The 25,435-nt window shown below is 47.2% G+C and carries 19 protein-coding genes, 1 pseudogene and 1 CRISPR repeat array; of the genes and pseudogenes, 12 read left to right on the forward strand and 8 right to left on the reverse strand.

Translation table 11 applies throughout. From position 1 onward, the window contains the following. Positions 1 to 476: 476 nt before the first annotated feature. The 4 genes from LSE01S_RS04060 to LSE01S_RS04075 all read left to right on the forward strand — a co-directional run bounded on the left by LSE01S_RS04060 (position 477) and on the right by LSE01S_RS04075 (position 3,647). Positions 477 to 1,460: a cation diffusion facilitator family transporter gene (locus tag LSE01S_RS04060; protein WP_061776352.1), complete on the forward strand. Its 984-nt coding sequence runs from the start codon at positions 477 to 479 to the stop codon at positions 1,458 to 1,460. A 249-nt stretch (positions 1,461 to 1,709) separates the two neighbouring features. Beyond that, entirely contained in the window at positions 1,710 to 2,081 is a 372-nt protein-coding gene (locus tag LSE01S_RS04065) for a winged helix-turn-helix transcriptional regulator (RefSeq protein WP_061776353.1), read from the forward strand. A gap of 80 nt (positions 2,082 to 2,161) precedes the next feature. Beyond that, positions 2,162 to 2,470 carry a hypothetical protein gene (locus tag LSE01S_RS04070; protein ID WP_061776354.1) on the forward strand — a complete coding sequence of 103 codons (309 nt, stop codon included), beginning with the start codon at positions 2,162 to 2,164 and terminating at the stop codon, positions 2,468 to 2,470. Beyond that, complete coding sequence (locus tag LSE01S_RS04075) at positions 2,460 to 3,647, forward strand: NADH-dependent flavin oxidoreductase (RefSeq protein ID WP_061776355.1); 1,188 nt, start codon at positions 2,460 to 2,462, stop codon at positions 3,645 to 3,647. Before LSE01S_RS04070 ends, LSE01S_RS04075 begins: the two co-directional genes overlap by 11 nt. A gap of 72 nt (positions 3,648 to 3,719) precedes the next feature. Here LSE01S_RS04075 and LSE01S_RS04080 read toward each other — a convergent pair whose 3' ends face one another. From LSE01S_RS04080 to LSE01S_RS04095, 4 genes are all read right to left on the reverse strand, one after another. Next, positions 3,720 to 4,403: a DUF4097 family beta strand repeat-containing protein gene (locus tag LSE01S_RS04080; protein WP_061776356.1), complete on the reverse strand. Its 684-nt coding sequence runs from the start codon at positions 4,401 to 4,403 to the stop codon at positions 3,720 to 3,722. Positions 4,404 to 4,480: 77 nt separating this feature from the next. Beyond that, positions 4,481 to 5,047, reverse strand: coding sequence for a TetR/AcrR family transcriptional regulator (locus LSE01S_RS04085; RefSeq protein ID WP_061776357.1), 567 nt, complete (start codon positions 5,045 to 5,047; stop codon positions 4,481 to 4,483). Positions 5,048 to 5,146: 99 nt separating this feature from the next. Further along, a complete protein-coding gene (locus LSE01S_RS04090; RefSeq protein WP_061776358.1) occupies positions 5,147 to 6,418 on the reverse strand; it encodes an MFS transporter in 1,272 nt (423 codons plus the stop codon). A 133-nt stretch (positions 6,419 to 6,551) separates the two neighbouring features. Next, entirely contained in the window at positions 6,552 to 6,968 is a 417-nt protein-coding gene (locus tag LSE01S_RS04095) for a MerR family transcriptional regulator (protein WP_061776359.1), read from the reverse strand. Between the two features lie 275 nt (positions 6,969 to 7,243). Here LSE01S_RS04095 and LSE01S_RS04100 point away from each other — a divergent pair. After that, positions 7,244 to 8,319: pseudogene (locus LSE01S_RS04100) on the forward strand (NCS2 family permease). 3 nt (positions 8,320 to 8,322) lie between these two features. Next, entirely contained in the window at positions 8,323 to 8,871 is a 549-nt protein-coding gene (locus tag LSE01S_RS04105; protein ID WP_061776360.1) for a phosphoribosyltransferase family protein, read from the forward strand. Positions 8,872 to 9,047: 176 nt separating this feature from the next. Here LSE01S_RS04105 and LSE01S_RS04110 read toward each other — a convergent pair whose 3' ends face one another. Continuing rightward, complete coding sequence (locus LSE01S_RS04110; protein ID WP_061776361.1) at positions 9,048 to 10,682, reverse strand: peptide ABC transporter substrate-binding protein; 1,635 nt, start codon at positions 10,680 to 10,682, stop codon at positions 9,048 to 9,050. Between the two features lie 620 nt (positions 10,683 to 11,302). On the opposite strand from LSE01S_RS04110, the gene cas9 reads away from it, so the two are divergent. The 6 genes from cas9 to LSE01S_RS04140 all read left to right on the forward strand — a co-directional run bounded on the left by cas9 (position 11,303) and on the right by LSE01S_RS04140 (position 22,167). Beyond that, complete coding sequence (cas9, locus tag LSE01S_RS04115) at positions 11,303 to 15,340, forward strand: type II CRISPR RNA-guided endonuclease Cas9 (protein ID WP_061776362.1); 4,038 nt, start codon at positions 11,303 to 11,305, stop codon at positions 15,338 to 15,340. A gap of 264 nt (positions 15,341 to 15,604) precedes the next feature. Beyond that, entirely contained in the window at positions 15,605 to 16,510 is a 906-nt protein-coding gene (gene cas1 / locus LSE01S_RS04120; RefSeq protein WP_061776363.1) for a type II CRISPR-associated endonuclease Cas1, read from the forward strand. Then, positions 16,488 to 16,793, forward strand: a complete 306-nt coding sequence (cas2, locus tag LSE01S_RS04125; protein ID WP_082622338.1) for a CRISPR-associated endonuclease Cas2 — start codon at positions 16,488 to 16,490, stop codon at positions 16,791 to 16,793. Before cas1 ends, cas2 begins: the two co-directional genes overlap by 23 nt. Continuing rightward, the gene (csn2, locus tag LSE01S_RS04130; RefSeq protein WP_061776365.1) at positions 16,790 to 17,455 is read left to right on the forward strand and encodes a type II-A CRISPR-associated protein Csn2; all 666 of its coding nucleotides are present in this window, start codon (positions 16,790 to 16,792) and stop codon (positions 17,453 to 17,455) included. The genes cas2 and csn2 overlap by 4 nt, the downstream gene beginning before the upstream one ends. 35 nt (positions 17,456 to 17,490) lie before the next feature. Beyond that, positions 17,491 to 19,706: direct repeats of the CRISPR family, unit length 36 nt; unit sequence GTTTTAGTTCAGTGACAAATCAATAGAGTTAAGAAC. Between the two features lie 368 nt (positions 19,707 to 20,074). Beyond that, on the forward strand, positions 20,075 to 21,148 hold the full coding sequence (locus tag LSE01S_RS04135; protein ID WP_061776397.1) for an AEC family transporter: 1,074 nt from the start codon (positions 20,075 to 20,077) through the stop codon (positions 21,146 to 21,148). 17 nt (positions 21,149 to 21,165) lie between these two features. Next, a complete protein-coding gene (locus tag LSE01S_RS04140; protein WP_061776366.1) occupies positions 21,166 to 22,167 on the forward strand; it encodes an NAD(P)-dependent oxidoreductase in 1,002 nt (333 codons plus the stop codon). Between the two features lie 51 nt (positions 22,168 to 22,218). Here LSE01S_RS04140 and LSE01S_RS04145 read toward each other — a convergent pair whose 3' ends face one another. The 3 genes from LSE01S_RS04145 to LSE01S_RS04155 are packed head-to-tail and all read right to left on the reverse strand — an operon-like array spanning position 22,219 to position 25,334. Next, positions 22,219 to 23,706: a zinc ribbon domain-containing protein gene (locus tag LSE01S_RS04145; RefSeq protein WP_061776367.1), complete on the reverse strand. Its 1,488-nt coding sequence runs from the start codon at positions 23,704 to 23,706 to the stop codon at positions 22,219 to 22,221. A gap of 17 nt (positions 23,707 to 23,723) precedes the next feature. Continuing rightward, positions 23,724 to 24,164, reverse strand: a complete 441-nt coding sequence (locus LSE01S_RS04150; RefSeq protein WP_061776368.1) for a zinc ribbon domain-containing protein — start codon at positions 24,162 to 24,164, stop codon at positions 23,724 to 23,726. 18 nt (positions 24,165 to 24,182) lie between these two features. After that, a complete protein-coding gene (locus LSE01S_RS04155) occupies positions 24,183 to 25,334 on the reverse strand; it encodes a TcaA second domain-containing protein (protein ID WP_061776369.1) in 1,152 nt (383 codons plus the stop codon). Between the last annotated feature and the right edge of the window lie 101 nt (positions 25,335 to 25,435).

A 25,435-nucleotide genomic window follows, 5' to 3' on the forward strand; every position in this document is an offset into this window, starting at 1 on the left:
GCCACCCAGAAAGCGGGCAGCTCGAAAGGTGGCCCGTGGTGTAAGACCGGCAAGTTCAGCCGCTCTAACGCCACCGACACAGGACTACGTCTCTAACCACCTTTGCTTTAGATCCAGTTTCGCCAGCAGTGATGGTTGAGTATTGTTATCCGATGACGGATTTGTTTTGTGAGGACACGTATGCTGAACAGAGTTGGGCCCCAGATAGTTTTTGTATTCAACGCGCTAGTTTAATTTTGTTATTTGGCAATCTGTGATTGTTAGTCTTGCGGTCTTATACAAGACAAGTGACCTTATTAATTTTTAAATAGTTTGTCGGGATAGGCCCATTTGGCATGCGGCGACTTAGTTTGATGGTTTCAAACGACAATCTTGAGCTGTAGGCGGGGAAGTTTGATCTATTTCAATGTGGCTAGTGTAATCGTCATAAAAGTGATTATAATGGACAGTATCTTAGGGGATAAGAGGGGTTGCTCATGAACGAATTTGACGAGCATCGGCGTCAGGAAACCATTGCCTGGCACGAACGCCAACAACAAGAATTAAAAAAATTAAAGGGTGCCCAGCGTCATCTTTGGTTAAACGTGGCCGCTTATCTAACCATTTCGGTGATCGAATTTTATTTAGCCGTCGTGGGGCACTCGCAAACCTTACGTGCGGATGCGTTTAATAATTTATCGGGAATCATCGCGTCCGTCCTATTATTAGTCGGGATTCACATTGCCCGCGATATTGACGATGATGACTTGATGGGACGGCCATTGCCAGAAGAGTCTCAGCACAGTGGGCAACGTCTCCAATTGACGCGGTTCCACTATGAGACGGTCTTTACCATGATTACGGGATTAGTGATGATTGTGATCGCGATTAGTGTTATCTATGGTGGCGTTCAGAGCCTCATGAGTCACGCCGAACAGGAGATTCCTAAACCAATCACCCTGGTTGGGGCTGGGATTGCGACCGTGATCATGCTGGGCGTCTGGTGGATGAATAAACGTGGTGGTCGGCGTCTTCAGAGTGCCGCGTTGGTTGCGGCCGCGCAAGATAGTCTGAGCGACGCGGTAACCAGTGTCGGTACGATGGTGGCAATTGGTGGTGCCATGCTATTCAAGGTCGAATGGCTAGATGGTGTGGCCAGTATGGTTGTCGGGTTATTCATTCTGTCCGCCGGTGTTAAGATTTTTCGTGAAAGTAGTTTAAACTTGGCGGATTACTTTGATCCCAAGTTGGAAGATCAATTCCGAGCTGCGGTTGGAGATTTTCCGGCGGTCAACGAGGTCTTGGAGCTTAAGGCCCACTACAATGGGAATGTCGTTACGGTGGATACCACAATCGCCGTCGATGCGCACATGGAAGTCCAAGATAGTTATCGGTTGAGCGAGGATATTGAAGGCACACTACGTCGGAAGTTTGGGATTGTGGATACCAGTGTAATGGTCGTGCCCACAGAAAAAAATTAAATTAATTTGGCCGTCAAGATGGGTTATTCACAAGCTGGGCGGTTTTTATGAGGGGGACTATTCTCACCTGTTCACAAAGATCAGTTCCGATGGCTTCGCCGGTTTATAGTTACGATCCCGCAGGATATACAAGCATCATTGAAATTATGCAGGACAAGTTGCGTCGGAATTTCATGGTTACCCAAAAGTGCCTACTACCCAAAATAGCCCGTAAAGGGTAAACTGATCAAAAAAGCGGGAGGTCGACTTGTGAAACAGACATTTAATAATGGCGTTGAAGCCACGTTAAAAGTTATTAGTGGTAAGTGGAAGCCGCAATTGCTCTGCCATTTAGGCAATCGGCCGCAACGAACCTGTGATCTGCGGCAAGCGCTCCCAGATATTTCGCAAAAGGTTCTGACGCAACAATTGCGGGAATTAGAACGAGATGGGATTATCGATCGTCAGATTACGGGTGAACAAGCACCGTTTAAGGTCACTTACTCCTTGACTCCCCTGGGTCGTTCATTAGGACAAATTTTGGTGCAAATGTCCATCTGGGGCGAGCATCGCGCCAGTGAATTGCCCGATGTGGAGATTACCAATGACCACGGTGGGTTTAGCCGCTTACTTGAAAATTAGACGGAAGGCACTTTAAAGTGCCTTCTTTTTTTGTGGCCGAAGACCAGGTATGCTGAGCGTATTGTTTAAGGAGGTGGCCGATGGAAACTCAAATTCGGGGACTAAAAACAACCCAATCCATGGTTAATCATCCCGTGGAATGGCGGTTGATGTTAGCCCTACTGGCGGGGCCGCGGACCCTGTCACAGCTACGACAGCCCTTTCATGGATGGCAATGGTGGCAAGCTTATCCTCGGTTATGGCGCCTGCAACAGCGACAACTGGTGGTGGTCGATCACCAACATCATTTGTGGCGATTGACGGCGGCGGGTGAGAGTTTATCCCCTGTCTTAACAGCACTAGCGACCTGTATGGCCTCGCAGAAAGAAGGAATAACGGATGAAGTATAAATTTATGGAACCCTATACGTTTAATAAGGGTGTGACTTTGAAGAACCGGATGGTCATGTCGCCTACCACTACTATGTCTAGCTTTTATGATGGTCAGGTGACGAATGATGAGATTGCCTTTTACGGCGCTCGCGCCGGCGGTATCGGTCTGATCATCGGGGAAGTGGCGAATGTGATTGCCAGCGGGAAAGGCTTCGAAGGCGAACTATCCATTGCGGACGACCGCGATATTGCCGGGTTGAGCAAGCTGGCCGCGGCGATGAAGCAAAATGGGACGAAGGCTATCCTACAGATTTTCCATGCCGGTCGCAAGTCGAACGACCAGATTTTGCGGGGGAAGCGACCGGTCAGTGCTAGTGCGGTTAAAGCCGTGTTTCCACCCGATTCGCAGGAGCCACGGGCGTTGACGGTCGCTGAAATCGAAGACATTATTGTGGCGTTTGGGGCGGCCACTCGCCGAGCGATCGCAGCGGGCTTCGATGGCGTGGAACTCCACGGCGCCAACACCTATTTGTTACAACAGTTCTTTTCTCCCAATTCCAACCAACGAACGGACAAATGGGGCGGCGATCGCAACGGTCGGATGGCCTTTGCCAAGGCGGTGATTAACCGCGTGGCTGCCACAATTGATGAGAGTGCCGATCGACCATTCCTGCTGGGCTACCGAATCTCACCGGAAGAAATTGAAACGCCCGGGATTCGCCTCGAAGATAGCTTAGCCTTTGTGGATCAACTGGCCGAATCGGCCGTTGATTACGTCCATGTTTCCATGGGGTCGGCCCACCGGACCTCGTTGAATAATCCGGCAGATCATGAATTGATCATGACCAAGTTAGTTAAGCAATTGGCCGGCCGTAAGCCGTTGATCGGTGTGGGATCGGTTGAAACACCGGCCGATGCCGAGGCAGTTCTCGGGATGGGTGCTGAATTGGTGGCCATGGGTCGAGAAATGATTCGGGAACCGCAATGGTTTGAAAAGATTGCCGATGGTGATGAAGCCAGCATTCGTTACCAACTGTCACCATCCGAAATGGATGAACTGAAGATTCCGCGTGCCATGCAGGGGTATTTGAAGACGGCTTTCTACTCGGTCATGCACTTTACCACCGATCCTGAGGCGGCGGCCGACTATCAAAATCAGGCGGCACCGATGGAAGGTTTCGAACAAAAACTCTAAAATATTAATTTCGCGAATAGAAATGACTTAATCGCAAAAATGGACGGCTCCCTTGGGATAGCCGTCCATTTCTTATTGGGATACGCTCACCTGACCAGAACCGCTAGTGATACGCAAGGGTTGGTAGCCAGATTGCTGGTAATGGCGGCCAGTTTTTTGGCCGTTCAGCTTGAATTGGCCGGTCCTAATGGTAACGGTCAACCCATTGCTGGTGAGGTGTTGAATGGTTGTTCGGCCATTGTCTTTAGTCACCTCGCCAGCACCGGTGAGGGTCAAGTTCTGGGCAAAGGTGGTGCCGTTGTGATGATGAATTGCCAGGTTATTGGTGGTCAGGTCATTCAGGTTTAGAGTGCCATTGAGTTGGTTAATGGTCAGTTGTTGGATCGCCTGAGGATCGGCTAGGGTCAAGGTAATGGTTGGCGACTGGCCGATTTCAAGTTGGTGACGGTTAGCTTGTTTTTCCGTGAGTGACCAGGACGTGCCAGTCTGATTAACTTGGTATTGATTTTGGCCGGCATTGGTTAGCTTGAGTTGGTTAGTCCGGCCGGGTTCGATCTTGATGACCGCGGTCCGTAAGTCAAAACGGATTTGTTTGGGCGACTGAGAAAGTATTTGGGTCTGGGTGGTTAACGGTGTTGCAGTGAAGTGGTTGAGGTTAAGCCGCCGATGGGTGCCAGATGCCCAGGCGGTCAGGCCGCCGCCAATAAAGGCGATGGCGACAAGAACGATAAGGACCGCGATAATGATTTTTTTCATGGTTAGGTCTCCTTCGGGGTGTGAATGAATAAAATTAAAATTCATTCATTAATAATTAAAAAAATAGCCATTCCTGGTTATTTTAGAATTTTTAATAGGATCGCGTCGATGAGGTCGCCAAGTAACTGAAAATAGTCGTCAGTTTGCAGCTCACTCTGGTGGAAATCTACGACCGTTAAGGCATTGAAGAGGCTGAGAACTCGGCTCTTAGTCATTGTCGGCTTGAGTAAACCGGCCGCTAACCAACGATCGATGAGGGTGACCAGTGTGGCATAGATGAAGCTGTTTTCGACCGTGAGGGCATTGGTCTTAGCGATGATGCCATTCAATTTGGCGTTGGTAAACCATTCCTGAAGAATCCGGTTATTAGCAGACTGGTCAAGGATTTGTTTGAGAATGGTCTTGATGAGAGGATTAGGGGCCTGATCAAAGTCAACATTAGCAAGAATGGCTCGTTTAACCCGGTCATTCTCGGCGTTGTAGACCTGGACGAAGACGTCCGTCTTGGACTGATAGAAGTTGTAAAAGGTTCCCACGGCCACGTTGGCTCCCGCGACAATGGCGGAAATATTGGTGGCTTTGAAGCCTTGCGTTAGAAATAAATCATGAGCTGCGTTAAATAATCGTTGCTGTTTTTTTTCCATGGGGGCCCCTCCTAATTGGCTATGAATGAATATTATAATAATTCATTCACCTTGTCAAACCAAAAATCCGATTACAAAATATGCAATCGGATTGGATAGTTATTCAGATGGTTCTTCGACAACGGTGGCCGCCGTTTTAGCCTGGAGCTCCTGGTCAAAGTGCCGCGCACTGGGCATGATCCACATGGCGAAACCGCAGACGAGCGATCCGATACCGCCAATAATGAAGAGCTTTTCCACGCCAATGGTATCGGCCAGTGGACCGGCAAAGATTAAACCCACGGGACCTGTGATACTCATCATCGAGTTCAGCACACCCAAGATGCGACCGAGTTGTTCGGCCGGAAAGCTCTGTTGAATCATGGACATTAGCAGGGTGCTGTAGAACGGTGTGACCACGCCTGCCAAGGAATTTAATACCACGAACCAAACAAAGCCGGTGTGGTTACCTGGTAATAGGCCGCTGCCACCAAAGGTGATTCCCATGGCAACCGTGGCCCACAGGATGGGTTTCATTCGATCTGGCCAGTTACCGAAGAGACCGATGATCGTTCCGCCAACCAACATCCCCACGGAGTAAATGGCCTCGATCAGGCCGGCTTGACCAACGTTACCATGGAAGTAGCCCATGGTCATCAGAGGATACAAACTGGCAGCCGGCATGAACATCAAGGTGAAGGCGGCACCGGTCATGGTAATGGCCCAGAGGCCCTTGGTCTGACGAAGCTTATCCAGACCAAATTTGGCGTCGGCCAGAACGTGAACCTTTTCGTCAATGACGGGGTGTTCAGGGATGGTAACGAACACCAGTAAGGTAATCCCGATGGCGGCTCCCAACACATCTAATAGGATCAGCCAGTTGATCGGTACACTGGCGAAGAGAAATGCCCCCAGTGCCGGGGCAATGACCATGTTGGCTGACTGTACCATGCCCAACTGGCCATTGATCTTAGTCAGCTCTTTCTGGGGGACCATTATCGGTAAAATCGACTGAATGGTGGGCATTTGAAATGTTTGAGCAATCGACCGGACTAGCAGTGAGATGAAGATGAGCCAGAGGGGGTAGCTGGGTAGGAGTGTCCCAGTGATCGACAGAATGATGGCAAAGATTGCCGCGATTATGTCTGGAATAATTAGTAGGGCTTTCTTGTTCCAGCGATCGACGAATGGGCCCACAAAGGGACTTAAGAGCACCATTGGTAGCATACCCAGTAGCGTGGCAAAACTCAGTACTGTGGCCGACCCGGTCTGCTTGGTGAGGTACCAGACGATGGCGTATTGGACGACCATGCTGGTGATTCCCGACAGAAATTGACTGGTTAGAAATAAATAAATGTTACGCCGCCAGTGCGGCAATGGTGTCGTGTCCAAATAACAGGCCCCCTTTTAAAATCAATGAGCTTATTATATTAGCATATCGTCAGTGTTATATCAAACGCTTACATTAAAAAGCTGATCCTCGCAACAAAAAGGCTCGGGATGCGGGTCCTGAGCCGGTTAATGGTTAATTGTTGACGGGTGTTTGGCGAAGGTTACTTGGAACAAAACTGTCCGGCTCGTGGGAGTCCATCAGACCAGCATAGTGGTCAACCTTGAAGTTGATAGTTGATAGATGCTCTTGCAGCTGATTAATCTCTTCAAGTGTTCGTTCCTGTTGGACCTTCATCATCTCATAGCGTTCCGGAACCGTCGATTTGCCTTCTTGGACTAACTCGATGTAGTGGCGAATCCGTTCGACCGGCATCCCGGTGGCCCGCAGGCAAACGATCATATTCAGCCATTCCAGATCACTGTCGCTGAAGACCCGATTGTTATTCGCGTCTCGTTGAACAAATGGGAGCATTCCGTGGTCGTGGTAGTAACGAATACTATAAGTAGAAATCCCCGTCTTTTGGGCAACTTCATGAATGGTGTAAGTCATGAGAACCTCCTAATGAGTTGGCGTTAGACCAACTCTAAGTAATAGGTGTATTTTACCCGTTCCTCGCCGGCCTAACAAGCATTTGCCTTGTGAAAAGAACCAGGGCGTTTGTGAAATGAATTGGTTTGAGCAACGAACAATAATCGAATTTAATAACTATAATTATAGTTAATGTTCGTGAGAGCCGATAAAATTAGTGACTTAGTCGCCGGATTACCTTATGATTTAAATTGAATCACGAATAATGAGCTTACAATAAAGGGGAGAATTGAGTTATGCACTGGGTAGCTGACTTATTAGCGGCCATTGGGGTAGTGTTAAACGGTATTCCACAAGGAATCATGGCGATGTCGCTGGGATTTGCTATTTTTCCAACCATGTTTTCTTTTATTTTTGCTTCAGCGGTTAACGGTGCCTTTGGAGCGGTTGCGCCGCTTTCCTTCCAGGCTGAATCGTTGGCCCTGACGGGGAATCTTGGGCGCAATCTACGTGAACGAACCTCCATTATCCTTGGCGGCTCGATGGTGATGCTGGTCATTGGGGTGACCGGTACGCTGACTAAGATCGTGGACGTCTTGGGTGCCAACATCATGGCCGGCATGATGGCTGGTGTGGGGATCATGTTGGCGAAGATTGCCCTAGGAATGGCTAAAGGCCAACGTTTGACGGGGTGGTTGTCGGTTGCTTTAGCGGCCGTGACGTACTTTGTTAGCAAGGATCTGGTCTGGACCATCGTGATTTCTGTGGTGGGTTCAAGTCTGGCGGCGGTATTCATCGAACATTACCGCGCCGAGTTATCAGAACATGTCACCGCCCGCCGATTCATTTTTACGAAGCCAATGCTGAGTGTGCGAGTGGTTCGGGGAGCCCTAAGCTTGGCCTGCTTGAATATTGGGGCGAACATTTCCTATGGTTTGATTACGGGTCAGATGACGGGTCAGAAGCCCAATCCGGTTAACCTGAACCTACTGACGATTACGCAATCAATTGCCGATATGGGAACCAGCCTGCTGGGTGGGGCGCCGGTTGAGGCAATTATTTCCGCCACGGCTAGTGCACCGGAACCGGTCGTTGCCGGTATCATGATGATGTTAATCATGGCGGCCATCTTAGCGGTTGGCTGGTTGCCAAAGCTTGGGAAATATGTGCCTAGTGCGTCGATTGCCGGGTTTCTTTTTATTCTAGGAACGGTTGTGATCTTTCCGGTTAACGCCACGGCGGCCCTGCAAGGTTCGTCCGGCACCATTGCGGCCATTACCATGGTTATCACGGCGGTTGCCGATCCGTTTGCGGGGTTGCTGACGGGGCCTGCTTGAAATTCATTTTGCCACTTCTTGGATTGGGGGTATAACGAATGCTTAAAACCTATCAGCTTCAAATTGGTCCCATGACGCGACAGTTACCCGTCATGGCAATCAACGATACGACAGCGATCGCGTCCTTCGTTTTACTAGGGGATGCCGAACTCACAGATTACGCGGCTCACGAATTGGTGCAGCGGATGCCCACTGAATTTGATTTTTTGGTAACACTAGAGAGTAAAGGAATTCCGTTGGCACAGGAACTTAGTCGATTGACGAATCATACCCAATATGTGGTCCTACGCAAGAGTGTGAAGGACTACATGCGGGCACCCCTGACGACGCCGGTAAGTGCCATCACCACGAGTGCGCCCCAGCGCCTGGTGTTGGATGGGACCGATGCCGATCGATTGGTCGCCAAGCGCGTGGTCATTGTGGACGATGTTATCAGTTCCGGTGGTTCCTTGTCGGCGGCGGAAGAACTGGTCGAGAAGGCTGGGGCGAAGGTCGTCGGCCGAATGGCAATCTTGGCAGAAGGGGATGCCGTGAAGCGCCAGGACATCAGCTATCTGGCAGAACTGCCGTTATTTCCCGTTGATTAAATAGCTAACTTTTTCGCGGTCTCGTACGCAGCTATCAGTCACCAATGACGGCGGTCTTCGATTGATCAGGAATTGTAAAAATGGGGCTAAAAAATAGGACTCGACCGAGGCACTTAGACGTGTCGGTTGAGTCCTATTTTTTCATTATGAGTCAAAACGACGGGGTTAATTGATTCCTACTTAGCAATATAGGTTGTCTTGAAGTCGTATGGGACACCGGCGGGATTGTAAATGATGCCCTTGACGTTGTTGCGAAGTAGTTGGGACTTGGCCGTCTGGAACAAGGGAATCGTTCCTTGGTCGTTCATCAGGATCTTTTCGGCCTGGACCAGCTTGGCCCACCGCTTACTGGGTTGGTTACCGTCCTGGTTTTCCGCTGCCGCCAATAACTTGTCGTATTGGCTGTTCTTCCAGTGGCCGGTGTTGTAACTGGAGTTGGATTCGAAGACGTCCAGGAAGTTAATGGGGTCGGCGAAGACGGATTGCCAGTTGGCCAGGGTCAGTTCGTAGTTGCCGTTGTTTTGTTGGTTAATCAGTTGGACGTAAGGGACCGTCTTGATGGTGATCTTAACGTTGGGGAGCTTTTCGAGGGAGCTTTGAACAAATTCGGCCGTTTGCTTACTGGTGTCGGTGTCCGAAACGGAGAGGGTCAGGTCTAATGGCTTCTTGCCGAGTCCCTTGGCGAGTAAGGCTTTGGCCTGCTTGAGGTCGTAAGACGTCCCGGTCGCGGTGGCCGCCTCTTGATTGAAGGCCTCACCCGTCTTAGGATTGTTGCCCATGCCGGCTGGCACGTAGCCCTTGGCGGCCACTGAGCCGTCTTGCAGGACGTCGGTAACCAGCTGATGCCGGTCGATAGCCAGGGATAAGGCCTTGCGGACATCGGCATTCTTGAGCGCGGCAACCTTATTTTCATTTAGGTCTAGTCGTTGCGACCCGGTTGGCAGACGCTTTACGAAGTCCTGACTGTTGCTATTGTTCTTGATTTGTTGGCCGCTGAGTAGCGTCTCATCGGTCTTCTTAGCGTTGTAGAGGTTATAGCTGGTGGTGGTACTTTCGGTCACGGCGACGTTAATCTTATCGAGGTGGACGGATTGCTTATCCCAGTACGTTGGGTTCTTGGCCAACGTCCACGACTTACCGGTACCATTCCATTTGCTGAGACGGTAGGGTCCGTTATAGACGGTGTTGGCGGAGCTCGTGCCATATCGCTTGCCATATTGGTCGACGGCCTTTTGATTCAGTGGGTAAAAGAGGGGCCAGGCCAGTAATTTCTTAAAGTAGAGGACGGGCTTGGTCAACTGAACGGTCAGCTTGTAATCGCCGTGGGCCTTGATACCCAGGGCGCTGAGCGGCTTCTTTCCCTGGTTAACGGCCTCGGCATTCTCGACTTGGTAGAGGTAAAAAGCATCTTGTGACGCCGTCTTAGGGGCCAGCGTTCGTTGCCAGGAATAGACGAAGTCCTTAGCGGTCACGGGTTGGCCATTCGACCATTTGGCATCTTTGCGAAGCTTAAAGGTGTAGGTCTTACCGCCGTTAGTAATCTTGGTACTGGTGGCTAAAGCGTTGGCTGGCGTTCCCTTACTGTCTAATCGGTAGAGACCTTCTTGAGTGTTTTGCAGAACGGTAAAGCTTAATGTGTCAGTAGCCTGAGCCAGGTCGGAGGAAGCGAGTTCGGATGGCTCCGTCCAATTTAGTTCCTGCTTGGCGGCATACTTGCCGTTGCCCGTTTGCCCGCTCGCCTGGCTACCACATCCGGCCAGGATTAATACACTTAGTGCTGCAATAGTTAGAATTGTTCCCTTACGTTGCATCCCCAAACATCTCCTTAAATAAAAATCGTCCTTATGTGATTAGACATAAGGACGATTTTACTCGCGGTACCACCTTGCTTTATGGGGAGCTCACGCCCACCATCTCCGTAACTTCTGTTGCCAAAAGTCGGAAGCGGTAACGGGCTTCAGGTCGAGTCGTCAGCTTGCACCGATGACTTGCTTCCAGGTTCATCTTCGCGGTTCCGTTGTAAGCCACCTTTTCAGCTACCGGTGGTCTCTAAACTTAGCGGGAAACGCTACTCTTCCTGGTCAGGCGTTCGTGTATGTTTAATATGGCTCCAATCATAACCAGGCGGTTGGGGTTTGTCAACAAAGAAAATCGGGATTAGTTCGACGGTGTTTGAAAATTATTAATGACAAATAGTAGAAGGGATAATCGGGAAAAGGGTGGAAAATAAATATAATTATAACGATTGGGATTTATAATAGGAATGAATAAATATACATAATTGAATATCCGAAATATAGTAAACGCTAATTATATATTTATGATTGAAATTGTTTGTAGACAGAAGAATCTCTCTTAAGTAAAATGAACTTAACTGCCTGTCACTTTGGGGTCAAAGAACGACAGGACGGGAGAGGAGACGTTATCGCCTATGGTTGAAAAATATGGAATTGGATTAGACATTGGGACCAGTACCCTGGGCTGGACCAGTGTCGATGAGAATGGCAAGATTCAGCGTCTAAAAGGTCAAACGGCGCTGGGGACACGGTTATTTAACGAGGGACAAACGGCTGAGGAACGCCGTGGGTTCAGAACAACCCGCCGTCGCATCCAACGTCGTCGCTGGCGGCTACGGTTACTGCGAGAAATATTCGACGAACCAATTGGTTCCGTTGATGCGGGATTTTTTGCTCGTCAGAAGATGTCGAGCCTATCACCGCAAGATGACCGATTCGAAGATACTTACCGATTATTCAATAATCAAACAGATAAGGCCTTCCATGACGAGTATCCAACGACTTATCATCTGCGTCAGGCGTTAATGAATTCCGATCGACAATTCGATATTCGGGAAATCTATCTGGCCATTCATCATATTGTTAAATATCGCGGAAACTTTTTGCGCTCAGGTAAACCAGCCGACTTTAAAACGGGGAAGCTTGATTTAAAGGAAAAGTTTGAAGAGATTAATGCAGACTGGCAAACGTTAATTAGTGAAGATGCCCCACAATTACCAGTCGATGATTTGACAACCATTAAGGCCGTTTTGGTTGATGGTTCACGAAGTCGGTCAGATCGACAACGCGGATTAGTAAAGCTCTGGATGGCCAATGAGACCGTTGAGAAGAATTGGAAGCCAGTCATGACTGAATTGGCCAAGGCCATTTTGGGGCTGAAGACAAAATTGTATCTGTTGACTGGTCTCGATTTGCCCAAAGAGGACCAAAAGGCTTGGACCTTCAGTCTGGATACCTTGGAAGACCATCAGGGAGATATTGACAGTTTCTTCGATGACCATGCTCAGCAGTTGATCGATCGGTTAGCCGAGCTACGGGCAATGATTCAGTTAACGGAAATTATTCCCAGCGGCCTCAACTTTTCACAGAGTATGGTTCAGCGGTATGAAGCACATCGGTCTCACTTAGAGATGTATAAACAGTATGCCCTGGATCAGACGGATCCTAAGCGTACCAAGGCGTTGAGAGCAGCTTATAATGCATACATAGATCAACATGAAATTGCTGATGATTTTTATACGGCGGTTAAGCGAGTTACTAAGGATGACCAGAGTGAAACGGCCGAGGAAATTAACCGGCTAATTGGGTTGGAACAGTTTATGCCCAAGCAAAGAACGAAGGAAAACGGGGTTATTCCATATCAAGTCCATCAACAAGAGTTGGACCAAATCATTGCCCACCAGAAGAAGTATTATCCTTTTCTTGGGACGGAAAATCCCGTAATCGATCACCGAGAATCTCAGCCCTATATGCTGGATGAATTGGTGAGTTTCCGGGTCCCTTACTACGTGGGCCCAATGGTTGCCGCCAATCCTGAGCTCAAGACGACCGAGAATCCGTTTGCCTGGATGATTCGTAAAGCTCAGGGTGAAATTACGCCTTGGAACTTCGATGAGAAGGTCGATCGTAAGGGTTCGGCGACGGCATTTATCGAACGGATGAAGACTACCGATACCTATTTGTTGGGCGAGGATGTTTTGCCACAGCAGAGTCTCCTTTACCAACGGTTTATGGTCTTAAATGAATTAAATAATATTCGGATTGATGATGAGTTGTTGACGACCAATCAAAAACAGTGGGTATTTGATCGTGTCTTTAAAGGAAAGGGCACCATTTCAGCTAAGCATCTACAAGATGCCTTGAAGCATCATGGCGAAACTGATGGTTTGCCCAAGATTTCCGGACTAGCAGATCCTACCAAGTTTAACAGTGCTTTGACGTCGTACCGTGATTTTCAGAAATGGTTACCAAATGATATCGATCGGAAAGACAGAACTGCCGATATTGAAACAATTATCAATTGGTCAACGGTATTTGAAGATACGCATATTTTTGTGGAAAAGTTGAAGGAAATTGAGTGGTTGACGGCAGATCAACGGCGACGGATTGCCAGCAATCGTTATCGAGGTTGGGGCCGCTTATCTAAGCACCTACTAACAGAAATCAAGGATGAACAGGGCCTGTCGATTATGGACCAGCTTTGGCGAACTCAACATAACTTTATGCAGATTGTGCATGAACCAGACTATGCGAAGCAAATTGAAGCGGCTAATACCGTGGGTATGGCCAAGCAGGACATTGGAACTGTTATTAATGATTTGTACACGTCACCACAGAATAAGAAAGCCATTCGGCAAGTACTGGCAGTTGTTAAGGATATTCAAAATGCCCATCATGGCGTAGCCCCTAGCTGGATTTTCATGGAAGCCGCTCGCGGTGCTGACCAGAATCCGCAACGGAGTCGGCAACGTCAGCGTCAACTTCAAGACTTATACGCCAAGACTGCCGCAGATCTGGTTGATACCGAAGTTCAACAGGAATTGACGGATAAGATTAAGGATAAGGCGAACTTCACCGATCGGTTGATGCTGTATTTCTTGCAAAATGGTCAGGACATGTACTCGAAGGAAAAATTAAATATTGACCGACTGTCGGAGTATGACATTGACCATATTCTGCCGCAGGCCTTGATCAAGGATGATTCTTTGGACAACCGCGTATTGGTTCACCAGAGTATTAATCGAAATAAGAGCGATACATTTGCTTCCGAAAAATATGGTGCGAAGATGCAAGGCGCCTGGCACCAATGGCGAGCAGCGGGTTTAATTAGCGCTCGTAAGCTTCGTAATCTGGAGATGCGTCCGGATGAGATAAGTAAGTATGCGACCGGATTCATTCGTCGTCAGTTGGTCGAAACCCGTCAGGTCATCAAGTTGGTTACGGAAATTTTGAGTCATCAGTATAATCCAGAAGAGACCAAGTTGGTTTCGGTTAAGGCGGGGCTGTCGCATGAGCTGCGACGCGAGGCCGGTTTGCCAAAATTACGGGATCTGAATGACTATCACCATGCCATCGATGCTTATTTGGCGGCACGGATTGGTACGTATCTTCTAAAACGATATCCACGACTGGAACGGTTCTTTGTTTATGGCCAATTTCAAACGAGTCGTTTGGATCTACGGCGATTTAACTTTATTCATGATTTGGTCAAAAGCAAGCAAGGCGTTATTGTGGATAGCGATACTGGGGAAATTCTCTGGGACCGTCAGAAAGATATCGACTATATTAAGCACTTGATGGGCCTGAAACATTTGCTGGTCACACATGAAGTTTATGATAGCGCTGCGGAAATGTATGCACAGACAATCTTCAAAGCTTCTGATAACGACAGTAAGGTTTTGATTCCGACAAAGAATGATCGGCCGACGGCGATTTATGGCGGCTACACGAAGCGACGGAATGGGTACCTAGCTATCCTGAAGATTACTGAAAAAAAGGCAGAAACTTATCGTGTAGTTGGGGTGCCGACTCTGTATATGAGTCAACTTGCAACGGCCCGTTCGCACAGTGTTGAAGCTGAGAAAGCGTTGCTGAAATCGTTGATGGCGCCAGAGATTTTAAGCGAGTCCAAGGTAGTTAGTTTTGAGGTCGTTGTGAGCCATGTTCATTTAAACCAGTTGGTTCGGGATACAGTATTCGGACCCGCCCATTACTTTGGGCTGGGACCATTCCGCTATGTACGCAATTTCCACCAGTTGGTTTTACCATTCAAGGATCAGGAGATTTTAGTTAAGCGAACCCCGACTGATGAGGAATTAAATACAGTTTTTGAAGATATTTGTTGGCAAGTTGAGAATTACTTCGCTGTATTCGATATTAATGGGTTTCGTAATGCCTTGAAAAAATCAATCGATAAGTTTGAACAATTACCGATTGAAAATGTTTTTAAAGACAAAAAACTAGTCACACAAGGAAAAAAAGAAGTCTTGGCGTTTGTAATGCAGGGACTGCACGCAAATGCAAGTTATCGGAATCTAAAGGTGTCATTAGGTATTAAGACACCGTTGGGCCAACTACAATTAACAAAATTCATGTTATCAAGGGATGCTGAGTTAATTGATGAATCACCGACGGGCTTGTTTCGGCGAATTCGGCGTCTAAAGGATTTGTAAACATATAGTTAATAAAAATAAAGGAAAACATTGTTAAATGTTTTCCTTTATTTTTATTGGCTGGTTATGGGATAATAAAAACGGCCCTTCCACATGACTGGAAGGGCCGACTATGTATGGCTCGATACCGGGCTCAAAAAGTAAAACTTGGCACAAGGCCTTGCTTGATTTTAACTTTCAGTGACAAATCAATAGAGTCAAGCGTGTCTACCTGACTTCTTAAGATTAACATGCTAGTTTTCAGAAAGCAAGGAGGAATAGATTATGGGATGGCGGACTATTATGGTCAGTCAACATGCCAAGATTTCATTAACCACAGGGAATATTGTGATTCAAACGGATCGAGACAGGTATCACACGCCAGTCAGGGATATCAATGTTTTGCTGATCCAAACGTTGCAGGCTGTCATTACGACGGCTGCAGTCGCGGCACTTGCGGAGGTGCATGCGCGAATCATCTTTACGGGGAAGGATGGGCAACCAACTTGTGAGACGACAGGCTGTTATCCAAGGGCCAGAACGGCAGCATTGATTGAATCACAAGTTAATTGGGATGAAACCAGGAAAAGTCATCTTTGGACAAAAGTTGTTTCAGCTAAACTGGCTAACCAGGTGAAAGTAGCTCAATTATGTGGGGTGGATCCGTCTGGGATGGCTAATGAAATTGATAAGTTGGAACTGAACGATGTCACCAATCGGGAGGCAGTTGTGGCTAGACAATACTTTCCACTGATCTTTGGTGACGGTTTTTCTAGATCTGATTTGGTCCCTATGAATGCGGCTCTAAATTATGGTTACGCGTTATTGTTATCATTGATTGATCGTTCGGTAGTCAGTCACGGCTATTTAACCTGCTTTGGTATTCACCATGATAATGCCGAGAATGGATTCAATTTAGGCTCAGATCTAATGGAACCCTTTCGACCAATTGTAGATTATTGGGTTGCGCAGCATAAGATTAATGATTTGACGCCAGATATCAAGTTAGGATTGGCTAGATTGCTGGATTTAGAAATGAATTTTGATGGCCGAACTGAAATCCTCAGCCATGTCATTGAAAAACAAGTGGGCCAGTGCTTGAATTACTTGAATGGAGAGACTGATCAGATTCAAATTAAAGTGGAGGTTCCAGATGAGGTATCGAGTGATGCGATTAATGATTATGTTTGATCTACCAATGATAAGTAGTAGAGACCGTCGTAACTATCGCCGTTTTCGTAAACACCTGATTCAGGAGGGCTTCTTGATGATGCAGTTTTCGATTTATGTTCGGGTTTGCTCAAACACGCAAAGTGCCAAAGCGATTGAAAGAAGAGTCGCAGCTTTGACTCCAGAAGCGGGTCTGGTTCAGTCCGTCATGCTGACGGAAAAGCAATATCAGGCTATGCACTTTATTTCTGGTGAACCTAGTACAGATATCTTAAACTCGGCAGAGAGGACCATTATGATATGAATTTAACCTATTATGGTTTTGAACCCTTTGAAGTGGCAGCCAGTAAGATCACGGTGATGGATGTTGGGACGCCGAAACTTTATCGAGATTTAATTTTGGGGCTTCGCGATGGTGCAGATACAATTTCTCTCAGCAACGAAGACTTTGAATCTGTTTTATTGAGCAAGAGTATCCAATGGTACGGTGATCCGATGCTAACGGTAGATTTGAATGGTTTGTTTCAACGTAAGCTTCAAGCCCAACTCGAAAAACTTGTGGATGATGCGCAAGTTGTTAAAATATCCGATGACATTCGGGCTTTGATGACGGAGGTATTGAGTGCGAGTTATATGATGGATGTCCCATTGGAGTTACCTGAGATTCCAGAACTGAAGAAGTTAATCAAGTTTAGTGGAATTCAGTTGTCACCAGAGGTTGGTAATGATGCCTATGGTATAATTGAGGCACTGATTAAGGTCGTCATTGAACTCGGCGACCATCGAATGATTGTTTTAACAAACGTTAGTCATTATCTCAGTGTCAACCAGCTGCAATCACTGGTGCGATTGATGGCTACGGTAGATTTGCCATTACTTCTAATCGAATTTTCAGATAGTCATCGAGTTGAGTATTTCCAGGGATGTGAGTATCACTACATTGATAGGGACTTCGTCCTCTGGTAGGTATATAACAATGAGATTGTCGTGTGGAAATAACGGTTTTAGTTCAGTGACAAATCAATAGAGTTAAGAACAATATTTGGGTCTAAGTAACCGAGTCCGTAGTTTTAGTTCAGTGACAAATCAATAGAGTTAAGAACTACCCAGACGCTATACGTGGCCACAGTCACGTTTTAGTTCAGTGACAAATCAATAGAGTTAAGAACGGTAATTTCGGAAACAAGGAAGGCAAAGCTGTTTTAGTTCAGTGACAAATCAATAGAGTTAAGAACCCGGTCGGGGATAACGTCGCCGTTCACTTGGTTTTAGTTCAGTGACAAATCAATAGAGTTAAGAACTTTCGGCGTTGGCTACTCCCATTCGGTTAAGTTTTAGTTCAGTGACAAATCAATAGAGTTAAGAACTAACTATCGCCAGAAGCTCTTGCAGCTTGTGTTTTAGTTCAGTGACAAATCAATAGAGTTAAGAACAAAACTATTAAGATACCCAGTTCTTACTGTGTTTTAGTTCAGTGACAAATCAATAGAGTTAAGAACTAAGAATGAACAAATTCGTTCAGCATTCGCGTTTTAGTTCAGTGACAAATCAATAGAGTTAAGAACTCGTTGGAGGTATCTTTAGCTGGATTTCTCGTTTTAGTTCAGTGACAAATCAATAGAGTTAAGAACTTGAAATAGAACGGATGCTAACCGAAGCCCGTTTTAGTTCAGTGACAAATCAATAGAGTTAAGAACTACCAGTCATGGTACCGGCGTTAAGCAACCGTTTTAGTTCAGTGACAAATCAATAGAGTTAAGAACTGTTTGTACTTGCTGTCATTGCGGGCGCGTGTTTTAGTTCAGTGACAAATCAATAGAGTTAAGAACCTAAGTACCGCACTCACGTTGTTAAGTCTGGTTTTAGTTCAGTGACAAATCAATAGAGTTAAGAACGGGCCAACGTGACCCCAAAACAAATTACGAGTTTTAGTTCAGTGACAAATCAATAGAGTTAAGAACGCAGGATGTAGGTGCTTTACCTCACTTTGCGTTTTAGTTCAGTGACAAATCAATAGAGTTAAGAACAGCGGCAATATCGGAATTGTCGTTATCACCGTTTTAGTTCAGTGACAAATCAATAGAGTTAAGAACAGCTGATGGAGCCTCAACCACAGTCGTAATGTTTTAGTTCAGTGACAAATCAATAGAGTTAAGAACTAAAGGTATGTAGCAAAATTTAAAGAAACTTGTTTTAGTTCAGTGACAAATCAATAGAGTTAAGAACCGTCCACGGCGCAGCCAGGAAGCCGCCGCAGTTTTAGTTCAGTGACAAATCAATAGAGTTAAGAACGAAGTCGCGAGGACTTGATCAGAAAATATAGTTTTAGTTCAGTGACGAATCAATAGAGTTAAGAACCCAAAACATAATCAAATTTAGTTTCAGGTTGTTTTAGTTCAGTGACAAATCAATAGAGTTAAGAACAGAATGAAGAGAAGAAACCTAGTGTTGATGGTTTTAGTTCAGTGACAAATCAATAGAGTTAAGAACCAGGTTAAGGCCGAGGCAATGCAGGCCATCGTTTTAGTTCAGTGACAAATCAATAGAGTTAAGAACTCGGGCAACGACAGCGTTACAACTTCATCTGTTTTAGTCCAGTGACAAATCAATAGAGTTAAGAACCCATGGGTATTACAGTTCACCTTTCTACATAGTTTTAGTTCAGTGACAAATCAATAGAGTTAAGAACTTAAGAGATGACATTGGAATCAGTAAGGAGGTTTTAGTTCAGTGACAAATCAATAGAGTTAAGAACACCGACAATGTGAATGATGGAGCGTTAGCTGTTTTAGTTCAGTGACAAATCAATAGAGTTAAGAACCAATGTCACCCGGTATCGTGACAAGGGGTTGTTTTAGTTCAGTGACAAATCAATAGAGTTAAGAACATGAGTTTAGTCATGCTTGGAAGTAGGCGAGTTTTAGTTCAGTGACAAATCAATAGAGTTAAGAACTATGCTTCTCCTCAGTCGATTCAGCCACAGGTTTTAGTTCAGTGACAAATCAATAGAGTTAAGAACAAGACATCTTTATATCGCGTCTCCTTATCCGTTTTAGTTCAGTGACAAATCAATAGAGTTAAGAACAACAAATGCCATTCATTGACGATCCTGACAGTTTTAGTTCAGTGACAAATCAATAGAGTTAAGAACAAGAGGTCTGGCAAGCAGATTCTTCAGCTGGTTTTAGTTCAGTGGCAAATTAATAGCGTTAATCTACTAGTGTTTCCCAATATGACGATCAAACAGGGGAGAAGCAAATTGAAAAAAGACAATGACAATTACCATGGTGCCTTCGAGGGAGACCATTTCGGTTGTTTCGCGTTTCTAGTAGTGGGCACCGTTGCCATTATTGCCGCCGTACTATGGTTCGGCATGGTGACTTATTAGTCAGATCAAAGCACTAGGCAGTTTACATAAACGGTAATCCAAGGAAGCTATTCTCACGACTAGCTTCCTTTTGTTTCCCCTCACCAATGCCAGTTACAATTAGACAGATAACTTACAATTTCATCATTTGAAGGATCATCGCGTAAAGGACCGATAATAGCCAAAGATCCAGGAGGTCAAATACGGAGGTGATCGTGATGGAAATATTGAAAGCTATCAGTGCAACGTTTTCCAATGCAGCAATCATGAGTTCAATTACGTCTACGATCTTTATTATTCTGTTAGGTTTCTTCTTGCGGCGCAAAGGGATTCTGGGCGATAATGTTGGTAAGATTTTAACCAACGTGGCCCTAACCGTGGCCATTCCTGCCTTGGCATTCAATTCGTTCATGCAACCCATGAACGGGGATGCTTTTCAACAAGGGATGGGTGTCTTAGTCTGGGGGATTGTGATCTACATTCTTCTCATTTTCGTCACGCCGTTCATGTACCAACGTTACGTGAAGGGTGAACGCGAAGTCTTAGCCATTCTGACTACCTTTGGGTCCACGACATTCTTTGGAATTCCCATTGTTGGTGCGGTCTATGGAGTCAAAGGGGTTATGTACAGTTCCATCTTCAACATTGGTTACCGGATCTTCCTGTATTCATATGCCTACATCAAGATGTCTGGTCTGAAGATGGCCGGCAAGAATATTAAGAAGATGTTCCTGAACCCCATTGTCATTGCGACCTTCTTAGGTCTGTTTATGTGGCTTGGTCAACACCTAGTTCCCCAAGTCACCGTGCCCGTGGCGGTCAACGGGGTTGAAACGGCTAAGATGGCCTCGGTGGCCTTCTATCGGATTGACCAAACGGCACTGTGGTTGTACAAGCCACTGAGCTACCTGGCCAACTTGGCCTCACCACTCGCTTGGTTAGCCATTGGGACCACGCTGGGGTCCATCTCGATTAAGGATGCTGCGGCCGACAAAACGCCATGGTATTATTCTCTTAACAAGGTCATTATCGTGCCCCTGATTAACCTGATACTCCTGATTCTCTTGGACATGACTGGCCTGTTATCTCTGAACTACATTGCGGTTGCCACCATCGTTGTCATGATGGCGACGCCAACGGCAGCGGTGGTTTCCGCCTATGCCATTAGCTTCGACCGGGATGCCGTTATGGCTTCGAATGCGTCATTCATCTCTACCATTTCCGCCGTGGTGATGATGCCAATCTGGATTGCCATCATGGAAGTTATCAGTAGCTTAGGCATGTTGAAATAAAGAAGGAGTGACAACCTATGGTTAAAATTGCAGCTTATGGCGTTCGGCCACTCGAACGTCCCTACTTTGACCGTTTGAATAAATATAATTATGACTTAATTTATATCGAAGACTTATTAACGCATGACAATGCCGATTTGGCGAAAGACGCGGATGCCGTGCTGGTACGGGGCAACTGCCTCGTAGATCGTGACAACCTGGAAAGGTTTGCCAGCTGGGGGATCAAGTATGTCTTCACCAGAACCGTGGGCTATAACCACATCGACCTGGTTGCCGCCGCAGACCTGGATATTGCGGTGGCCCGGGTCCCGGGTTACTCGCCATACGCGGTGGCCGAATTGGCCTTCACCCTAGGGATGACGCTGTTCCGTCATGTGAACCTAGCCATCAATGACACACGCCGTGGTGATTTCCGCGTAACCGACGGGATGTTTAGTCACGAGATTCATCGCTCAACCGTGGGGATCGTGGGAGCTGGCCGGATTGGATTTACCGAAGCTAAGCTGTACCAAGGACTTGGTGCGGATGTCTTGGCCTATGATCCGTATCCTTCGCCGGCCGCCAAGGAAGCGCTGGAATTAGTCGATCTCCCAACGTTGTTAGCGACTAGTGACATCGTCTCAATTCACGTGCCTTATTTTCCCGGGAAAAATGAAGACCTGATCGATGCCGACTTCGTCCATCGTATGAAGGATGGGGCGGTCTTGGTCAACACGGCTCGGGGCGAATTGGCCAACGTTCCGGCCATCTTGGCGGGCATCGACAGTGGTCATCTCAGTGGCTATGGCGCCGACGTCATTGTGGACGAAGCCACGATTCTTGGCAAACACTTTGACGATGTGGCCGATGTTCCTAGTGCGCCGGTCCGCGACCTCTTGGCTGCCAATCCACGGGTCCTGATCACGCCCCACATTGGGTCCTATACGGAACCCGCACTGGAAGATATGATCAGCATCAGTTACGACAATTTCAATGAAATATTAACCACGGGCAGCACCAAGAATGCGATTCACGCCTGACAAAATAGCGTTCCGACAAGTTAACCGTCGGAACGCTATTTTTAATGGTTGTTAGTCGTCGTCTTTATCACGGTGAGTGTCTTTAATCGTGGTGGAGCCGGACACGCTGGTAATTTCGTAACTCAAGTTAGCAGAATTATCATGGCTGGTGTCCTTCATGTTGGCGGTGTACCGCAATGTTTGGATGTGATGGGTATCTTCGAGTTCGAAGTCGTACTCAACATCGAAGGTTACCACGCTGGTGCCATTTGGACCGGGCTTGATAGCTGCGATAGAAGTTGTCATCTCGGTACCGTAGATATCGTCGTCATCATAGTAACCAGAAGCCATCTTTTGGAGTTGATTGTAGAAACTACCCGTCGAGCCTTCGGAGAAGAAGTCGGACATGTCGTCCCCGTTGTCGTCGGTTTCGTCATCGTTCCCGTTGGCGACGGCCTGGACCGTTTCAAACAGGTTGGAATAGAAGTCATCGGCATCGCTATTACTGATCAAGTTCGGGAACTTCAGGTCGATGTTATTACCGTCATCGTTCTTTTGTAATTGGACGGCGTTGGACACGGCCTTGCCGGCGCTGGAAGTGTAGTGAGCGGAAACGGACATGTCGGAAGACCAAGGTTCATCCTTCAATTTGTAAGTCCCGGAATTGTCGACCGTTCCAATCTTCTTGCCGTTCAGGTAGATGTCGGAGCCGGGCACGGTGTTCAGGTTGGCGGAAATCGTGGTCAAGTCCAAGTCATAGGACTTACTACTGGTAATGTGGTAGTCACCACTGTTGACCAGGTTATGCTTGCCAATCTTGCCACTAGCCTTCAGGTGATATTGGCCAGGAGCCAAGGCGCTCAGCCGCTTAGAGTAGTTGTCGGACGTCGCCGTGGCGATTTGCTTGTTATCCAAGGTGATCTTGTTACCGGTATGATTGGTCGTGACGGTTGGGTATACTGGGCTCACGATGATTTGGTACTTCGGGAAGAATAGCATGTGCCGACCGTTCGTCCGGAAACTAAAGTTCCCATTATCGCTGCGACCGGAGGCGGCCAATTGGTCCTTCAGGCTGCTAAGGTCGCCGGCGTGGGCGCTGTAGTAACGGTTAATTGGCAAGAGTGAGCTCTTGGTAATCTTGAGATCGGGGCTGGAACTAGTGAAATCATTGGTCATATTCTGACCCTTTTGGATGTCCGTGATGGCCCGATCTAAAGTGACCTGCCGGGAATAGTGGTGAAAGCCCCAAACAAAGAAGATGATCAGGAGTAAAACGACCACGCCGATACTGGTCCACTTGCGCCGGTTCTTCTTAGATGCGGGTGATTGATTCTTGCCGCCTCGTAAGCGCTCACGCAGGGATGGCTTAGTCGTCGTTTGGTTGGTGGTAGGGGTTGGGGTAGTCGGTTGGACGGGAGCCGCTTGGCTACCGTCTAATTGGTACCCACAGTTAGGGCAAAAGGTATCACTAGCTGATAATGAATGCCCACAATTAGGGCAAAAATGGCTTTGGCCGCCGGGTTGATTATCGGCAGGCGCGGCAAAATGGGATAAGTGCATGTAGATTCCTCCAAGGATTATAGCTGATTATTAGGAACAAAGGCTTCACCGGTCAAGAATAGTTGTCCCGGTTGGGCTGGCTGCGGTTCAACACTGACACGAGCAACGCCAGCGTAATGTTTAGCTAACATGAGACCGTAAAGACGCTTCATGAGGTCTTCCCAGACAGGCTTCATGCCAGACTGAGCAGAGACACTACTTTCGGCGAAAACTAACCCAGCACTCCGGTAGCCGGTAGGGATGGTGTCAGATTTCGTGATCATGAAATCTTTCGTTTCGGCGAGCTCTTCGGGCGTCAGTTCCAAGTCGAAGAGGGGAAAGCTCTTGTCGGCGGCATAAGGCGTGAAAATGTAATCGTCATCGGTGGTTAGGGTCGTCCCACATTGGAGACAGAAGTTGGCATCTGCCGTGTTTTGGTGGCCGCACTTAGAACAGATGCGGTAGATATTTTGCTTCATAGGTCAAGTTCCTTTCTATTATGCCGGGTCGAATTTGCCCGTGTCGGTATTATATTCTGAGTAAACGTTGTGAATGTCATCGTAACGGTAAGTGCCAAAGAGAGAGTGATCGTTAGCATTGTCGTAGACCTTCACTTGGTAAACGTCGGTGTAGGGTTCGGAGACCTTGAAGTCAAAGTCATCCTCGGGATAATCGAATTCATCAGACACCGCATCGATGGCGTCTTGCTGATCGTCATCGACATCGTCTTGATCAGTATAATCCGAGGCCTTCGTATTATCACCGGTGGGTTGTTGAATCTGACTGTTGTTAGTGGCATTATCGTTGTTGCTGTCGCTGTCGTTGCTACTGGACTTCTCGGCCTTGAGCGACTTGGCAATCAAATCAATCTGGCGGTCATTGTCGCCATTAGAGATCAGGTTCACGGACTGGGAAGCCTTGGAACGACTCCCCGACAGTTTGAATTTGTAATGACCAGGGAAGAGTGGACCAGCCTTGTAGACATAATGGTCACTCTTTGAGGTCACGAGGTCAACGCCATTGGCAACGATCGTCGCGTTGTCTACGTTGGTGGCCACCGTAGGATGCAACGTGGTGACGCGTAACTTGTAGATTGGGAAGATTAGGAAGTTGTGGCCGTCGGTAACCAACTTGAAGATCTGATCCGTGGTTTCGCCGGATTGTTTGAGGCTGGCCTTCATGCTATCGATGTACTTCGGGTGAGTCCGGGCATATGTCAGAAATGGTTGGACGGTATCCCCATCAATTTTTAAATTGGGGTTGTCGCTCAGTAGGACCTTAGCTAAATCGTCACTTTGATTACCGGTAATCATGTCAGCCATATTATCGATTTGCTTATCCTTGCCAGCCTGTTTGTTGTAAAAAGACAGGGCTAGGATCAGGACGATTACGCCAGCAATGGCGATGACGCTCCAGATAATTCGCTTGAACCAGCGACCTTTTTTAGCGGGTTTACCCGTTTTCTTCTTGCGGAACTTTAACAGTTTCCGGCGGTTTCCCTTGCCGTTGCGACGCCGGTGTGGCTCAGCCGTTTCAGGCGTCGCGTCGGGTGCCACCGTGGACTGGGCCTGACGAAGATCGTAGCCACAGTGATCACAAAATGTACTTCCGGGGGTCACGGGTTGGTGACAATTGGGACATTCTTTCATTAGGTTCACTCCTCGAGGTGAGGTGGACGTAAAAAAGCTTCGACCGCACATCCTAAATGAACTGCTGGCGGCTGAAGCTGGTCTGATCAGATGACACTTTA

The sequence above is a fragment of the Levilactobacillus senmaizukei DSM 21775 = NBRC 103853 genome, from assembly GCF_001592085.1.
Lineage (GTDB): Bacteria > Bacillota > Bacilli > Lactobacillales > Lactobacillaceae > Levilactobacillus > Levilactobacillus senmaizukei.

Excerpts from the sequence above, each read along its gene's own strand:
- LSE01S_RS04060 (WP_061776352.1), top strand. The coding sequence starts at position 477 with ATGAACGAATTTGACGAGCATCGGCGTCAGGAAACCATTGCCTGGCAC.
- LSE01S_RS04070 (WP_061776354.1), top strand. The coding sequence starts at position 2,162 with ATGGAAACTCAAATTCGGGGACTAAAAACAACCCAATCCATGGTTAAT.
- LSE01S_RS04075 (WP_061776355.1), top strand. The coding sequence starts at position 2,460 with ATGAAGTATAAATTTATGGAACCCTATACGTTTAATAAGGGTGTGACT.
- LSE01S_RS04080 (WP_061776356.1), bottom strand. The coding sequence starts at position 4,403 with ATGAAAAAAATCATTATCGCGGTCCTTATCGTTCTTGTCGCCATCGCC.
- LSE01S_RS04085 (WP_061776357.1), bottom strand. The coding sequence starts at position 5,047 with ATGGAAAAAAAACAGCAACGATTATTTAACGCAGCTCATGATTTATTT.
- LSE01S_RS04095 (WP_061776359.1), bottom strand. The coding sequence starts at position 6,968 with ATGACTTACACCATTCATGAAGTTGCCCAAAAGACGGGGATTTCTACT.
- LSE01S_RS04105 (WP_061776360.1), top strand. The coding sequence starts at position 8,323 with ATGCTTAAAACCTATCAGCTTCAAATTGGTCCCATGACGCGACAGTTA.
- LSE01S_RS04110 (WP_061776361.1), bottom strand. The coding sequence starts at position 10,682 with ATGCAACGTAAGGGAACAATTCTAACTATTGCAGCACTAAGTGTATTA.
- cas9 (WP_061776362.1), top strand. The coding sequence starts at position 11,303 with ATGGTTGAAAAATATGGAATTGGATTAGACATTGGGACCAGTACCCTG.
- cas1 (WP_061776363.1), top strand. The coding sequence starts at position 15,605 with ATGGGATGGCGGACTATTATGGTCAGTCAACATGCCAAGATTTCATTA.
- cas2 (WP_082622338.1), top strand. The coding sequence starts at position 16,488 with ATGCGATTAATGATTATGTTTGATCTACCAATGATAAGTAGTAGAGAC.
- csn2 (WP_061776365.1), top strand. The coding sequence starts at position 16,790 with ATGAATTTAACCTATTATGGTTTTGAACCCTTTGAAGTGGCAGCCAGT.
- LSE01S_RS04135 (WP_061776397.1), top strand. The coding sequence starts at position 20,075 with ATGGAAATATTGAAAGCTATCAGTGCAACGTTTTCCAATGCAGCAATC.
- LSE01S_RS04140 (WP_061776366.1), top strand. The coding sequence starts at position 21,166 with ATGGTTAAAATTGCAGCTTATGGCGTTCGGCCACTCGAACGTCCCTAC.
- LSE01S_RS04145 (WP_061776367.1), bottom strand. The coding sequence starts at position 23,706 with ATGCACTTATCCCATTTTGCCGCGCCTGCCGATAATCAACCCGGCGGC.
- LSE01S_RS04150 (WP_061776368.1), bottom strand. The coding sequence starts at position 24,164 with ATGAAGCAAAATATCTACCGCATCTGTTCTAAGTGCGGCCACCAAAAC.
- LSE01S_RS04155 (WP_061776369.1), bottom strand. The coding sequence starts at position 25,334 with ATGAAAGAATGTCCCAATTGTCACCAACCCGTGACCCCCGGAAGTACA.